This window comes from Acidovorax facilis, from assembly GCF_023913775.1.
GTDB classification, from domain to species: Bacteria; Pseudomonadota; Gammaproteobacteria; order Burkholderiales; family Burkholderiaceae_C; genus Acidovorax; species Acidovorax facilis.
Map to the genome: position 1 here is coordinate 1 of NZ_JAMXAX010000145.1, position 13,627 is coordinate 13,627.

Annotated in this window: 15 protein-coding genes; 8 read left to right on the forward strand and 7 right to left on the reverse strand. The window is 62.9% G+C overall.

Translation table 11 applies throughout. The features are described from left to right. Together NFX52_RS31340 and NFX52_RS25875 are read left to right on the forward strand one after the other, a co-directional pair. A partial coding sequence (locus tag NFX52_RS31340) for a hypothetical protein (RefSeq protein ID WP_435301298.1) occupies window positions 1–559 on the forward strand: 559 nt, incomplete at its 5' end. A 235-nt stretch (window positions 560–794) separates the two neighbouring features. After that, complete coding sequence (locus tag NFX52_RS25875) at window positions 795–1,115, forward strand: copper-binding protein (protein WP_067513095.1); 321 nt, start codon at window positions 795–797, stop codon at window positions 1,113–1,115. Between the two features lie 367 nt (window positions 1,116–1,482). Here the strand turns inward: NFX52_RS25875 and NFX52_RS25880 are convergent, their stop codons facing one another. Next, on the reverse strand, window positions 1,483–2,823 hold the full coding sequence (locus NFX52_RS25880) for a calcium:cation antiporter family protein (protein WP_238385738.1): 1,341 nt from the start codon (window positions 2,821–2,823) through the stop codon (window positions 1,483–1,485). 128 nt (window positions 2,824–2,951) lie between these two features. Between NFX52_RS25880 and NFX52_RS25885 the strand changes: the two genes are divergently transcribed. Then, on the forward strand, window positions 2,952–5,594 hold the full coding sequence (locus NFX52_RS25885; RefSeq protein WP_055401541.1) for a heavy metal translocating P-type ATPase: 2,643 nt from the start codon (window positions 2,952–2,954) through the stop codon (window positions 5,592–5,594). A 10-nt stretch (window positions 5,595–5,604) separates the two neighbouring features. Here NFX52_RS25885 and NFX52_RS25890 read toward each other — a convergent pair whose 3' ends face one another. The 5 genes from NFX52_RS25890 to NFX52_RS25910 all read right to left on the reverse strand — a co-directional run bounded on the left by NFX52_RS25890 (window position 5,605) and on the right by NFX52_RS25910 (window position 8,527). Then, the gene (locus NFX52_RS25890) at window positions 5,605–6,051 is read right to left on the reverse strand and encodes a hypothetical protein (protein ID WP_055401543.1); all 447 of its coding nucleotides are present in this window, start codon (window positions 6,049–6,051) and stop codon (window positions 5,605–5,607) included. A 47-nt stretch (window positions 6,052–6,098) separates the two neighbouring features. Next, the gene (locus tag NFX52_RS25895) at window positions 6,099–6,380 is read right to left on the reverse strand and encodes a hypothetical protein (protein ID WP_055401545.1); all 282 of its coding nucleotides are present in this window, start codon (window positions 6,378–6,380) and stop codon (window positions 6,099–6,101) included. 127 nt (window positions 6,381–6,507) lie between these two features. Further along, window positions 6,508–6,996, reverse strand: coding sequence for a DUF4124 domain-containing protein (locus tag NFX52_RS25900; RefSeq protein WP_055401547.1), 489 nt, complete (start codon window positions 6,994–6,996; stop codon window positions 6,508–6,510). 151 nt (window positions 6,997–7,147) lie between these two features. Further along, window positions 7,148–7,990, reverse strand: a complete 843-nt coding sequence (locus tag NFX52_RS25905; protein WP_011805129.1) for a vWA domain-containing protein — start codon at window positions 7,988–7,990, stop codon at window positions 7,148–7,150. A 36-nt stretch (window positions 7,991–8,026) separates the two neighbouring features. Beyond that, complete coding sequence (locus NFX52_RS25910) at window positions 8,027–8,527, reverse strand: DUF6328 family protein (RefSeq protein WP_011805128.1); 501 nt, start codon at window positions 8,525–8,527, stop codon at window positions 8,027–8,029. Window positions 8,528–8,699: 172 nt separating this feature from the next. Between NFX52_RS25910 and NFX52_RS25915 the strand changes: the two genes are divergently transcribed. The 5 genes from NFX52_RS25915 (at window position 8,700) to eptA (ending at window position 13,098) form a co-directional block, all read left to right on the forward strand. Beyond that, on the forward strand, window positions 8,700–9,371 hold the full coding sequence (locus NFX52_RS25915) for a phosphatase PAP2 family protein (protein ID WP_055401549.1): 672 nt from the start codon (window positions 8,700–8,702) through the stop codon (window positions 9,369–9,371). Window positions 9,372–9,665: 294 nt separating this feature from the next. After that, window positions 9,666–9,866 carry a zinc ribbon domain-containing protein gene (locus NFX52_RS25920; RefSeq protein WP_233250418.1) on the forward strand — a complete coding sequence of 67 codons (201 nt, stop codon included), beginning with the start codon at window positions 9,666–9,668 and terminating at the stop codon, window positions 9,864–9,866. Window positions 9,867–10,227: 361 nt separating this feature from the next. Beyond that, window positions 10,228–10,677: a DUF421 domain-containing protein gene (locus NFX52_RS25925; protein WP_233250417.1), complete on the forward strand. Its 450-nt coding sequence runs from the start codon at window positions 10,228–10,230 to the stop codon at window positions 10,675–10,677. Between the two features lie 17 nt (window positions 10,678–10,694). Beyond that, window positions 10,695–11,216 carry a hypothetical protein gene (locus tag NFX52_RS25930; RefSeq protein ID WP_019575430.1) on the forward strand — a complete coding sequence of 174 codons (522 nt, stop codon included), beginning with the start codon at window positions 10,695–10,697 and terminating at the stop codon, window positions 11,214–11,216. A gap of 322 nt (window positions 11,217–11,538) precedes the next feature. Then, on the forward strand, window positions 11,539–13,098 hold the full coding sequence (eptA, locus tag NFX52_RS25935; RefSeq protein ID WP_067513285.1) for a phosphoethanolamine--lipid A transferase EptA: 1,560 nt from the start codon (window positions 11,539–11,541) through the stop codon (window positions 13,096–13,098). On the opposite strand, the gene NFX52_RS25940 is transcribed toward eptA, so the two are convergent. Continuing rightward, window positions 13,080–13,627, reverse strand: a 548-nt coding sequence (locus NFX52_RS25940; protein WP_156358842.1) for a phosphatase PAP2 family protein, incomplete at its 5' end; no start/stop codon positions are given. The two genes, eptA and NFX52_RS25940, sit on opposite strands and share 19 nt — an antisense overlap.

The following is a 13,627-nucleotide window of genomic DNA, read 5'->3' on the forward strand; positions in this document are numbered from 1 at the left end:
GGGGGGCGTTCCGGTGCGCCTCTCTTACCCTGCCTCAGACATGCCTATGCGGCTTTGTACGAGCCCCTGCGGCAGGAAGCGCATCGGCCCTGCTGTGCAACGCTTCGACAATCCGGCACTTGGTTCCGAGGCCATCGCACCGGCCGCGCAGATCGGTCAAATCGGCGAGCAGCCCCTTGAGTTCCGTCAGTCTCGTGCGGACATGGCCAATGTGCTCATCAAGAGCAATGTTCGCTGTCCGGCAATCCGCTTTCCTGCGCAAAGCCAAGCTCAGCAGTGTTCGAACCTCTTCGAGCGACATGTCCATCGCCCGGCACAAGCAAATGAAGCGCAGCTGGCGGATGTCCTCGCCGGTGTATTGGTCATGCGGGTGATCGACGACAACTTCAAGGCGATCGTCCAACTCCTGTCGACTGCTTGGCTATTTCTTGGATTGGCAATATTGCTCATTGGGCGAGTACCCGTGCCATTGCCAAGCTCGAAGCATCCGGATGTGCCGGGCGCTATGCGGCTGCTTTGGTGGGCTTTTTCCTGGCCTTGGTATTGCACGAGAAAATAGACTTGGAGCGAATCGCTTTGTTTTCAACATCGCTCAACTGTGCCTCAGCTGTAGGAGTGCGCCTGCGCGGTGAGACCGCGACGGCGGCTAGCGTAGCGGCAATGCCTGTGCAACTGGGGAGTCCCTCGGCGAAAAGGGCTGTACCATGCGATGGCACGTGACGAGCAGACAAAAACCCCTTTCCGAGCGACTCTCGAGACGTGCTCGCGGCCTGTCGCAACGGGGGAACTTAGCCATGGATACCTTGCATTTGACGCGCCGCAAATGGGTTGTGGGATTTGGACTGGCGCTGGTTGCGACCGCGGCGTGCATCGCTGAGCCTTCCGCCAGCGACTTCATCTCTGGCCGGATCGTCAAGATCGATCACGAGGCAGGCAAGATCACCCTGCAGCACGATGCCATTCCCTATCTGCACCTTCGGGCCGGGACGACGACCTTCAGGTTCGTTGAGGCGAAGTGGCTGATTGGCAGGCGCGACGGGGACCGGGTCCGCTTTCAGGCGGATCGGTTCGATCTCAGCCTGAGAATGACGGCACTGATCTACGTGCCATCCTGAAACGCAACGAGGCGGACTCGCCGCCTCGCTCAAGTGCTGCGTAAGCAGCTTACTTCCTCTGTTGTCCGCCCGACGTATCGCGGTGTCCGTGCGGGTCCAGGTCCCCGGGTTTGTGGCCCTCGTGCGGATGATGGGCGCCAGGCTCCTCCGTCGTGCCTGTTGGTGGAGCGCTTTTGTCGCGATGGCCTTGGGGATCCAGATCACCTGGAACGTGGCCTTGGTGCGGATGATGGGGGCCGGGTTTCTCGGCGGGTTGATTGGCCATGATTTGCTCCTTGGATTGAAGGGCCAACCTTAGCGCTACCGCACTTCCTGGGTGGTAGGACGGCATCCCGAAATTGCGAAGAGCTGGCGGTAGCGCGTTTACTCAGCCGTTGCGCCCGACGGTATCAGGACCTGACCCCCGGCGTGCCGCCGCCTGCGGATCGTGCCCATGAATCGTGGCCTCCAGTTTCCTCACGGCCCGCCAGGCGGCCGGCCCCGACAGCATGAACAGGACGGCGGCGAGACCGAGGTACAACCACCCCAGCATGGTCAGCGAAGCGATGGCCTTGGCGGCATCCGCACGATAGACAAAGGCGAGAACGATCTGGACCGAAAAGAGGGCCGCCAGCACGACTGCCGATAGCAGGCTGAAGCGCAACCGGAGCAACAAAGCCACTCCAAATAGCGACTGTGCCGCGGTCAGAAAAAATTCCTCGTGCTGCCGCGCGTCCAGCGGCAACGACGCAATCGCTCCGGCGCCGACGCTCATCGCCAGCGGCAGCATGCCCACCAGCAGGGTCCACTGGTTGATCTTGTCGCTGATCATAGTTGTGAGCCCGCCCTCGGCGCGCCCTGAAAGGACGAACAGGATGGCGATGACGACTGCCGGCGCCTCGCTCGCCAAGGGTGCAAGCCACTGGATCAGCAGGAACTCGTCGATGCCCAGGATGCGCCCTGAGGCGACGATGGATTCAGCGAACGGCTCGGCTGCCGCCAGGATCACGCCCGCGGCGACGATCGCAAGCCCGGCCATCCAGGCCCACTGCTTTCGAGGCGAGAGCTCCGACAGCGCCGCGGCCGGGCCGGGCTCATCGTCGGCTTCGAGGCCCGTTTCCACCTTCGGCAGCCGGCTCGTGAACCAAAGATAGGTGCCGAAAATCAGGACCAGAATGACCGTGTCAACCAGATTGATGCGGTTCTTCAGGACGATCGAAAATGCGTAGACGCTGGCCACCAATAGGAAACCCACTTCCAGCACGTTCACGCTTGCCAGTTCGATGGTGCGCTTGCGGGTGCGCCACCAATGAAGGAACACCATGAGAGGCCACGCCACGCCGACCAGCAGCCGGTTGGCGCCTGTCATATTGGCCGCGGCGTAGTGCACATAGTTCGACTCAGGCGCCTTGCCAGCCTGGTACGCGTAGTACATGTCGACTGCATACTCGGGCAGGACTGTGATGAGTGCGACGAGAGCCAGTATGAGGCCCTGCGAAATGCGCTTCTCTGCGGCTTCGGCGCCCCACGAGAGCATGAAGCCGGCCGCCAGCACGGCGAGGCCGAACACGGCCGTGTCCACGACAGCATTGGGGCGCCATCCGCTGATCCGGAAGATGGCGGCCGGGACAATCGCGGCAATAGCAATGGCCAGCAGGACAAGAAACTTTCTCATTGTGGTGCTTCGCAGTACGTTGTCGGGTTTGGCCCGGCAGCCGATCTTACCCACGAGCTTGTCTGCTGTGGGGCCCTCGGCGGGCCCGACTGCGATAACTCGCGACCTCATAATCCACTGTTCACAACAGCTGGAGCTGCAAAGTAGCCCAGCAGCTTGACAAGAAAAACTGGAGTGCACCCATGGCCAAAGCCGAAAAAATCCGCCTCGACATTCCCGTCCTTCTATCCGGCGTGGAAGATGTCAAGGACCTGTGCGTGGCGCGGCTCATCTCGCTGCTCTCAGGTCGCAACGGCATCAGTGAGGTGCATGTCGCCAACGCCGGGGGTTCGCAGCCGCCTCAGTTGTGCATTCACTACCGGCCCGACACGATCTCGCTGCAGCGTGTGCGCGAACTCGCTGCCTCATCGGGCGCCGAGCTGGGCGAACGCTTCGCGCATCTGGCGTTCCACACATCGACCCAGCACGCGCGCGCCGCGAGGCGCCTGAGCGACAAGATCTCCGCACTCCAGGGCGTGGTCGAGGCGGAAGTTTCAACCACGGGTTCCGTTCGCATCGAATTCGACCGGTCGCTGGTCGATGAAGCGAAGGTCAGGTCCGAACTCGAAATGCTTGGGCTTCCCCTGAAGCCAGCGAGCTCGGCCCCGGCGAAACACGGTGAAGGCGTGCATTCGCACGACGGCCGTGCGCATGAGGGCGGCCATGCGCACGATGACGCGCCAACGCCGCACCAGGGTCATGCGCATGCCGAGCACGGTCACGATGACCATGCCGACGGGAAGGACCATGACCACGACCATGCGGATCACGCCGGCGCGGGCCATGCCCATGACCATGGCGGGCCCTTCGGAGAAAAGTCCGAATTGATCTTTGCGTTGCTGGCGGGCCTCATGGTGCTCATCGGCTGGCTGCTTGCGTGGCGCGACCTCGCGCCCGAACTCGTCAGCAAGGGCTTTTACGTCGCCGCGTATGTCTTCGGCGGCTACTACACGCTTAAAGAGGCGATCGAGAACATCCGCGCGAAGCGCTTCGAGATCGACACGCTGATGCTCGTTGCCGCCGCGGGCGCAGCCGCACTCGGTCAATGGGCCGAAGGAGGCCTGCTCCTGTTCCTGTTCAGTCTTGGCCACTCGCTGGAACATTACGCCATGGGGCGGGCACGCAAGGCGATTGAAGCGCTGGCCAAGCTCGCGCCCGAAACTGCGCTGGTGAAACGGCCCGACGGCAGCACGGAACAGGTCGCGGTGGCGCAACTCGTAGTGGGCGACGTGGTGCTCGTCAAGCCGAACGAGCGGCTGCCCGCCGACGGCTTCGTGGTGCGTGGCGAGTCAAGCGTGAACCAGGCCCCCGTCACCGGTGAAAGCGTGCCCGTGGACAAGCGGCCGGTCGACGATCCACAGGCGGCGTTGCGGGCGTTCGAGAAGGTTGCCGCACTGCACAAGGTGTTCGCAGGCACGATCAATGGACCCGGCGCTATCGAAGTCATGGTGGCCCGTGCCTCGACGGAGTCCACGATGGCACGCGTTGTCAAGCTGGTCACCGAAGCTCAGACGCAGCGCTCACCCACGCAGAATTTCACCGACAAGTTCGAACGGATTTTCGTTCCCGTCATCCTCATTGGCGTGGTTCTTCTGCTGTTCGCCGGCTTCGTCATCGACGAGCCGTTCAGCACCACTTTCTACCGGGCCATGGCCGTGCTCGTGGCGGCAAGCCCCTGCGCGCTGGCGATTTCGGTGCCTAGTGCCGTGCTGAGCGGCGTGGCTCGCGCCGGGCGCAGCGGCGTGCTGGTCAAAGGCGGCGGCCCTTTGGAGAACCTGGGCACCCTGACGGCGATTGCGTTCGACAAGACGGGGACGCTCACGGAAGGCAAGCCCCGGCTGACGGACGTGGTTGCCGGCCCCGGTTCGAGCGAATCGGAGTTGCTGACGGTCGCGGTGGCGGTGGAGCGGCACAGCGACCATCCGCTGGCCTCCGCCATAGTCGAAGGCGCACAAAAGCGACTGACTTCAGGCAGCCCCGAACCCGGCGTCGAATCGGTGCAGAGCATAACGGGGCGGGGCGTATCGGCACGAGTTGCCGGGGAAATGTTGCATGTGGGCAAGGCCGCCATGTTCTCAGAGATCGGCGGGGCGCCAATGCCGCCGGAGGTGGCTCGCGCCAACGAGGCGCTCATCGCCCAGGGACGCACGACCATGGTCGTGCGCCTGGGAGAGCGCTACCTGGGTGTGCTCGGCGTCATGGATACGCCCCGGCCGGCCGCAGCCTGCGTGATGCGAGCCCTTAAGGAGCTCGGAATCGAGCGCCTGATCATGATCTCTGGCGACAACCAGCGCGTTGCCGAAGCCGTGGCGCTGAGCGTCGGCCTTACCGAAGCGCAGGGTGACCTGATGCCGGAACACAAGGTGGATGCCATCAAGAAGTTGCTGGAGAAGGGAAGGGTCGCGATGGTGGGCGATGGGGTCAACGATGCGCCCGCCATGGCGAACGCGACCGTGGGCATCGCAATGGGCGCGGCCGGCTCAGATGTGGCGCTGGAGACCGCGGACGTGGCGCTGATGGCCGACGACCTGAGCCAGTTGCCTTTCGCGGTCGCGCTGTCGCGGCGCACGGCGCGGGTGATCCGCCAAAACTTGTGGGTGAGTTTGGGGGTTGTGGCCGTGCTGATCCCGGCAACCATCTTTGGGCTGAACATTGGCACGGCTGTTCTGTTCCACGAAGGATCGACGTTACTCGTGGTCGTCAACGCGCTGCGCTTGCTCGCATTCGAAGGTGTGCATTCCGTCGGCGCCGTGGTTCCGCAAGCGGCGCCTACCGCCGCCTCCTGAGACCCAGTCGCTAGCCCTTGTTCGCGTTAGCCGCCTTCGCAGGTACGGCCTTCTCGGCCTTCTTTTCTGCCTTCATGTCGGCCTTGGCGGACTCGTGCGCTGCCTTCGCCGCCTTCTTGCAGGTGGCTTGGGCGGCGCCCTTCTGGTCCTCGCACTTTTCCTTGGCCACGTCATAGGTGGCATTTGCCTTGGCGGACTTCACATCGGCCTCGTTCTTCGGGCTAGGCCTGAAGCGCTGCTCCAGCTCGGCCTTGGCGATCTTCTCCCTGCCTTTAGCTTCGGCCTTGCAGATGTCCCGGGCGTTGTCCTTCATCGCTGCGCAGGCCTTCTTGTCTGCCTTGGCGGTGGCTTCGACCTTTTCCATCTCGGCCTTGTGCTCGTCGTTGGTCAGTGCGAGCGCAGCGGTACTGCCCACGGCAAGGCAGGCGGCGACGAGTGAGATTAGCTTGTGGTTCATTTTGGGGGCCTTCTGGTGGCAAAGTTGACTGGGCTCGCGTGGATAGGTCAGCGGCGATAGGGATCGTTCGGATACGCATCGCGGCGGTTGGGCACTCCGTCCCCATCACGATCGCGCTGGTCGCGCTGGTCGCGCTGGTCGCGGTGGCCCTCGCGGTCGGTGTCGCGCCGATAGGTGCCGCCGTCGTAGTACGGCTGGCTGCGGTAGTAGCCGCCGCTGTAGTAGGGCGAGTTGTCGTAATGAGCGCCGGCTCCGTATGAGGCGCCGCCGCCATAGGCGACGCAACCGGAAAGGCCCGCAACGGCCAACAGGGCTATAAGCAATTTCATTGCAACTCCTTGGCGGACAAAAGGCCCGATTACTTTCATTGGAGGGCTCTACCACGTCGGATAGCTGTCGGGGATGTGCGCGTTTGCGCGTAGGACGTTACCGACCGCCGCCGCAATGGTGTTCTGACTAGGGCTGGAGAGCCGCCCGTTGCTGCACCAATGCGTCCAATCGCACTTCCGCCTGTGCTTGCGCGGTCTGCAAGAGCTGCTGACGACGGAAGTATTCGGACGTGAGCCGTCGCCCCTGGCGATCACCCTCCTGCACCGCTGCTCCTCGCCGGGCCAGTTCTCGGGCCTGTTCGGCCACGGACGCTGCCACGGGAATGTGCTGATCCAACTCAGCGGCGCGCGCCGCTCGGGCATCGAAGTCGCGCAGCATTTGTTCTCGGCGCTTGACTGCCGAAATTTCGGCAGCCTGAGCTGCCTTGGGATTGGCCGGGTGCGGTTCGACCGCTAATGGCTCCGCGCGGGTACCCGGAATCGGTTTGTCCGAATACGACACGGTGCCATCTGGCAGAACAGACTTATAGAGAATTTGCTCTGTCGCGTGTGCCAAGCTGGCGCCCAAGGCAAGATGCGCCAGCAAGACGCCAGGAGCAATCCGCGTGAGTCTCATGACATGATCTTTCGCATGACGCCAGTGCATGAGGCAACTATCGCAGATGTCACCGCTCGGCGATGTAGGACTGCCCGCGCAGTTGCCGTGATCCGAAAGCCCTTCTGTCGCGTCGAGCGGAGGTGGCGACGCAGGCGCTATATCGTCTCTCTCAGGACTTCAGCCACTCCAGCAGCTCCGGCCCGAGCAGGGCCGCGTTGAGCTCTTCGTCCGACTGAGCGACGAAGGCTTCCAGGTCGCGGATGACCACCAACCCGGTGTTCCTGAAACGGCTGGCGATCGTCTTGACGAACTCGAACTTGACGTTCCGGTCTTCGCAGGCCCCTATGAAGAGGAAGTAGACCTGGTCGCCACGCCGCTGGGACTCCTCGAGCACGCGGGTGGTGCGGTCTTCGTCGTTCTTTTCGTTCTCGCCGTCCGTGATGAAGAGCACCAGGGAGCGCTTTTTCTCGTGAGTGTGGGGCGTCCCGTGCCCATGTTCGTGCGTTGGCGAGTTGAAGAGCCGCCACAGGAAACCCTTGCCCTGCGGCGTCTGGTGCGCCTCCTCGCATTCCTTCCAGCCAAAGTGCTCCAGCGCTCGTTCGATCACGAAGCTGTAAGTCGTGCCGCCGTTCCAGCCGGGAACCCGCTCAACGATGTTGCGCGTGACGTAGCCTTGGGCATCCTCCGGCGTGACGCTACCCACGTAGTGCGCACTGGGTTCGCCCGAACTGAAAGTGAAGACATCCATCTTCCGGTCCGGGTCAAGCACGACGCAGTACGGCACGAGCCGCTCAAGGAGGAGGCTGGTCGTGCCCTCTTCGTGCTCGTGCTCGAAAGAGCCCGAGACATCGATAATCGCAGCGGTCTCCGCCTTGACGTTTGCGACCACGCCGGCCTTGTCGAGCGCGAGGCGCAGGACGCTGGCCGATTTTTCTAAGTTGAGTGTGAGTTTGCCGTTTATGGTGCTCTCCTTGAAGCGCAGCGATTGATCTAATAGCCGGTTGCCAATCACAGGGTACCCGAGATTTGGCTCAGGCTTTGTCCTGCGTCACATGTGCCCTTTGGCTCGCAACACTTTCGGCAGCACCCACCATAGAAGAAGCAACAGCCCCCCGGTGAGGGTGGCGAACACGATTCCGACCCCGTGACCGAACACGGTGGAAAGCACCAATTGTGTCGCCAACGTAAGTGCCATCGCGAGCAAAACCGCCCCCACGACGATCTGCCGCGTTGCCAAGCGTTTGAAACCGGCGCGGTCGGTCAGCGGGCGGATGACCCGGTGCTGCACCGCCGGTGCACTGAGCAGCACCAGGCTCAAGATAGACAGGGTGAATGTCGCGAGAAAAACCGTCTTCTCCGAAGCGACGATATTGGCGAAGCCGCTGTTGAACGGCACGGTGATGAGAAAGGCCGACAGCAACTGGGCACTGGGAAGCAACACACGCAGCTCTCCCAGCATGTCGGTCAGGTCACCGTCATCATCGGCGGTGACGCCGACGACGGCATCAGCCGCTTTGCCGAGATCTAGCTCGGTTTCTTCAGAATTCATCGGGATCTTTGTTCAAGCAGCGTTCATTGACGGGCCAGTATCTGCAGTGGCATGGTTCGCTAGCATAACGCGACGGTGCACGCCCGCGATTGCGCCTCACGCACTCCACAGCCGAGACGCCCTGCAGCGGCAACTCTGCTGTTCTTCAGTCGCGCGGTGCAGAATCGCGGCCATGGCTGCTGCGCCCCGGTCCGACCGGTCATTGCTTTTCATAACCGGCCTGGTCCTCGCGGGCTTGATGCTCTTGGATGCGACCTCACTCGACGTCGCGCTCGCACGCGCCATGGGGGGCGCCGAACGATTTCCGCTTCGCGACCATTGGTTCTTGACTCAGGTACTCCACACAGGTGGCCGCCGCGCGGCATGGGTGCTGTCTGCGGGGTTGGCCTTGGCGGTCTTGTGGCCAGTGGGACCACTGCGCCAGCTCAATTGGCAGTCCCGCGTGCAGTTGGCTGTGACAACCCCACTGGTGTCGCTGTCCGTCTCGGCCTTGAAGTGGCTCAGCCTTACTAGTTGCCCTTGGGATCTGAAGCTTTTCGGAGGATGGTTGCCCTACGTGCCGCACTGGAGCGCAGTGGCCGATGGGGGCGGCGGACATTGCTTTCCTGCGGGACACGCCTCGGCCGGCTTCGCCTTTATCGGAGGCTACTTTGTTTTCCGGAACGTCGCGCCCCGAACAGCGCGCATTTGGTTGCAGGCCTCGCTGGCGAGCGGCCTCTTGCTCGGGCTCGCCCAGCAGTTGCGGGGTGCGCACTTTATGAGTCATACCCTTTGGACGGCGCTCGTAGCCTGGTGCATCGCCTTTGCGGTGGATACCGCATGGCAGCATTGGAAGCGCGAGTGACAACGGTGTTCTCCGTCTGTTGCGTGCCCATTCGCGCCGGACACGTAGGACAGGAGCCAAAAGAACGCCGCCTTACCCTGTTCGAACTGCCGGGCAGGTTACATTCAGGGGAATCGACCCGGCCACCCGGTCATTTCTCTTCGGTTAGATGCGTTTGCAAGGAGTGTCCTCATGGGATTTTTTGATCACCTGCGTGGAATGATGGGCGGCCATCAGGGCGGCGGCCACGGTGGTGGCCACGGCGGCGGGCACCATGGCGGCTACGGCAACTACGGCGGTCCCCCGCCGGGCGGAATGCCGCCCGGCAATTACGGCGCCCCGCCTGCGCCGCCCGGGGCAGCATGCGCAAAGTGCGGCACGTTCGTGACGGCAGGCACGCGCTTTTGCCCGCAGTGCGGGGTTGCCCAGACGGCGACAAAATGCGCCGCGTGCAGCGCCGACGTGCCGCCCGCGGCAAAGTTTTGCCCGGGGTGCGGAAAGCCCGCCGCATCCTAAAAGGGCCAGCCACTGCTGTACGGTGTCCTTCGCGGACGGTGCTGCGCTGAGTGTCTGGTGGGTAACCACGCGGCCGCGCGCGTTACCCTGTCGAAGTCGCAGCAGCGGGAGTGCAACAAGTCACATTGCCATGACACCGCAGTGGGCTGAGGAGATGGTATGACGGACACGTTCTTCGCGATCCCATGGCGCCAGATGCTGCTCCCCGAGTTGTCGTGGGCGGAGAAGCTCGTGCGCCCGCTATTGGTTTACCTCGTGCTGTTGCTGATTTTCCGGCTTGCCAACAAGCGCGAGATGGCCAGCGCAACCGTTTTCGATTTCCTGATTGTCCTGATGATTTCCAACGTCGTGCAAAAGCGCGATGATAGGCAACGACAACTCGGTGCTGGGCGCGGCCGCTGGAGCAGCGATTCTCGTTATTCTCAGCTCGCTGTTGAATCGCGCTACCTCGCGAAATGTGAAAGTGCGCGCAGTTCTCGAAGGCAGTCCGGTACTGCTGGTGCAGGAGGGCAAGGTCGAAAAAGAGATGATGAGAAAATTCGATGTTTCAGACAACGACCTATTGGCCGCGATTCGCAAGCAGGGGATCATTCGCCTATGCGACGTGGCGTTCGCAATTTTGGAGTTGGACGGCAGCATCAGCGTGATCAAAACGGATGACGACGTGCGACCGCATGATTGCCTTCCCTTTGAAGTCGCCGGCAAGGAAAGCTACGCTGCCGAGGACGCACCGAAGGGCGAAACAAGAATGCAGCATGAACACAGCGAACACGATCGCGCCAAGGACAAAAAGCAGCCATCGTCCTGCTGATCCAGTGGCTTGCACCCTTGGCGAGCGAGGCGCCGGCAGTCGTCATCGCCGTCCTGTTCGTCCTTTCAGGGCGCGCCGAGGGCGGGCTCACAACCATGATCAGCGACAAGATCAACCAGTGGACCCTGCTGGTGGGCATGCTGCCGCTGGCGATGAGCGTCGGCGCCGGAGCGATTACGTCGTTGCCGCTGGACGCGCGGCAGCACGAGGAATTTTTTCTCACCGCGGCACAGTCGCTATTTGGAGTGGCCTTGTTGCTCCGGTTGCGCTTCAGCCTGCTATCGGCAGTCGTGCTGGCGGCCCTCTTTTCGGTCCAGATCGTTCTCGCCTTTGTCTATCGCGCGGATGCCGCCAAGGCCATCGCTTCGCTGACCATGCTGGGGTGGTTGTACCTCGGTCTCGCCGCCGTCCTGTTCATGCTGTCGGGGCCGGCCGCCTGGCGGGCCGTGAGGAAACTGGAGGCCACGATTCATGGGCACGATCCGCAGGCGGCGGCACGCCGGGGGTCAGGTCCTGATACCGTCGGGCGCAACGGCTGAGTAAACGCGCTACCGCCAGCTCTTCGCAATTTCGGGATGCCGTCCTACCACCCAGGAAGTGCGTTGCGCGGTCGTAGCGTGCCCCTGTATTCTTGCCATCTGCTCTCTTTGCTTTAATTTCACCATCACAGCAAGGGATACAGGCCCCCGCATCAAAGATGCCGCTGAGGGCGCATGTTTTTGTGGCCTAAATCGTGGGGTTGAACATCAGCCTGGAAAGTTTCCTGAAGTCATGACTCAGAGTTCAGAGCCCGCGACGCCCACCCGGGGGCACCTTACCAGGACGCTACGGGCCGCGGCTCGTCGGCCGCGCCCTGATGCCGTGCTGCTGGTCGCGATAATCGCGCTGCTCAACGCGGCGATTTATCAGGCTCCCCTGTACGGTTATGCGGCCGCAAGGCAAGACACGCTCAGCTTCAGCGGCGCATTGACCTTGGGGACGCTCTATGTGGTAGTGGCGTTCGTCACCGCCACCCTGCTGGCGCTTGCCGGCCTCGTCTCGCAACGACTGCTCAAACCGCTGTGCATGGCTGGCGCCATCCTGAACGCTTGCGCGCTGTATTTCATCCAGACGTACGGTGTGCTGCTGGACAAAACCATGATGGGGAACGTGGTGAACACCGACTTGGCCGAGGCTTGGTCTCTATGGCATCCAAAGCTGCTGCTCTACGTGGCCGTCTTCGGGCTGGTTCCATGCGTGCTTTTAGCTCGGATTGACTTGCGCCCCGTGCGCCGCGTCCGCCTTGCCGTATTCGCGCTGGTGGCGGTGGTGGGCGGCCTGGGCTGGATCTATGCTGCTTCAAGCACCTGGCTATGGATCGACAAACACGCGCGGTCACTCGGCGGAATGATCCTGCCATGGTCGTACACGATCAATCTCGCACGGTACCAAACGGCAAAGTGGGCGGCTGAGCGGCAAGCGGATCCCCTGCCCGACGCCACTTTCGGCAGTGACGAAAAAACGGTCGTGATGCTCGTGATCGGCGAATCGGCGCGGGCCCGAAACTTTTCGTTGTACGGCTATGGGCGTGCGACGAATCCGCAGCTGGCAGTCTCAGGTGCCGTGGCCCTGTCGAACACCTCAGCCTGCGCCACCTACACCACGGAAGCGGTGCTTTGCATTCTTTCGCACGACGACCCGGGTTTGCGGCTGGCCGGCTCCAAGGAGCTGCTGCCCAGTTACCTGCAGCGTCATGGCATCGACGTGTTCTGGCGCAGCAACAATTGGGGTGAGCCACCCATGCGCGTGGCGAGCTATGAGCGCGCGAAAGATCTGGAGGCGGGCTGCGTCGGAAGCCTTTGTACGCAGGACGACCTGCTGCTGCAAGGGCTGGAGCAGCGGATACGGAGCTCGCAGCGCGGCAAGGTCTTCGTCGTACTGCATCAGAGCGGCAGCCACGGCCCTGCATACGCCGCCAAGGTCCCGCCGTCTTTTGAGGTCTTTCGGCCGGTGTGCAAGTCGGTCGAGCTCGATCGCTGCACCCCCGAATCACTCGTCAATGCCTACGACAACACGATCCTCTACACCGATCACGTTGTGGCGCGCGCGATCCGGCTGCTGCAAGGACTGGACGGCATCCCCTCGACCCTGCTCTATATCTCTGATCATGGCGAGTCGCTCGGCGAGAACGGCCTCTACCTGCACGGCACGCCGATCGCGTTGGCACCTGACGTCCAGAAGGAGGTGCCGTTCCTTGTCTGGATGTCTGAATCCTTCAAGCGTCGCAAGCAAATAGACGAGGCACGCCTGGCGCGCGGCACCGCGCACTCCCAGGCCAATATCTTCCACAGCGTGATGGGCGCCTTCGACATGCGCGGCGGTGTGTATGCCAAGCGACTGGACATCTACGCCATCGGCGCACCTCAGTCAGACGGCCGTTGAAGAGATGTTCCGCGGCAGGTTCCGGCCGCCGCCTGGTTGGGGCGGCGGATCAACAGCGCGAACCCGGCAACAAGGCCGCACAACCCGGACAGTGCCAGGATGGCTGCGTTGCCGTTCGCCCGATGCGCCTGAAGCAGCAGCAGCAAACCCCACACACAGAGGAACGCGCCGGCTGCCTGGCGCCCCTTTCCGACCAGGAGCCAGCGCCACCAACCGGTCCGGCGGGCCAGAGCGGCACCGCTCAGTCCGGCGAGCCAACCGCCTGCGCCACCAGCCAATACATCGGCCAGCCAATGCGCGCCCACCGCGACGCGCGAGAGCGCGATCATCAGCGCAACCGTCACACCGGCAGCGAGCAGCAGTCTGGCGCGGCTCGTGCGCGGCGATGGCAGCAAAGTAGCGAGAACCGCCGCGGCCGCCGCGAACACCGTGATGCTGTGGCCGGAAGGAAAACTGTTGTAGCGCAAGGCCTCCCCGATGAGTGTGAATGACGACGCATCGAGAACGGCCGCTGGGCGGGCCACAGCGG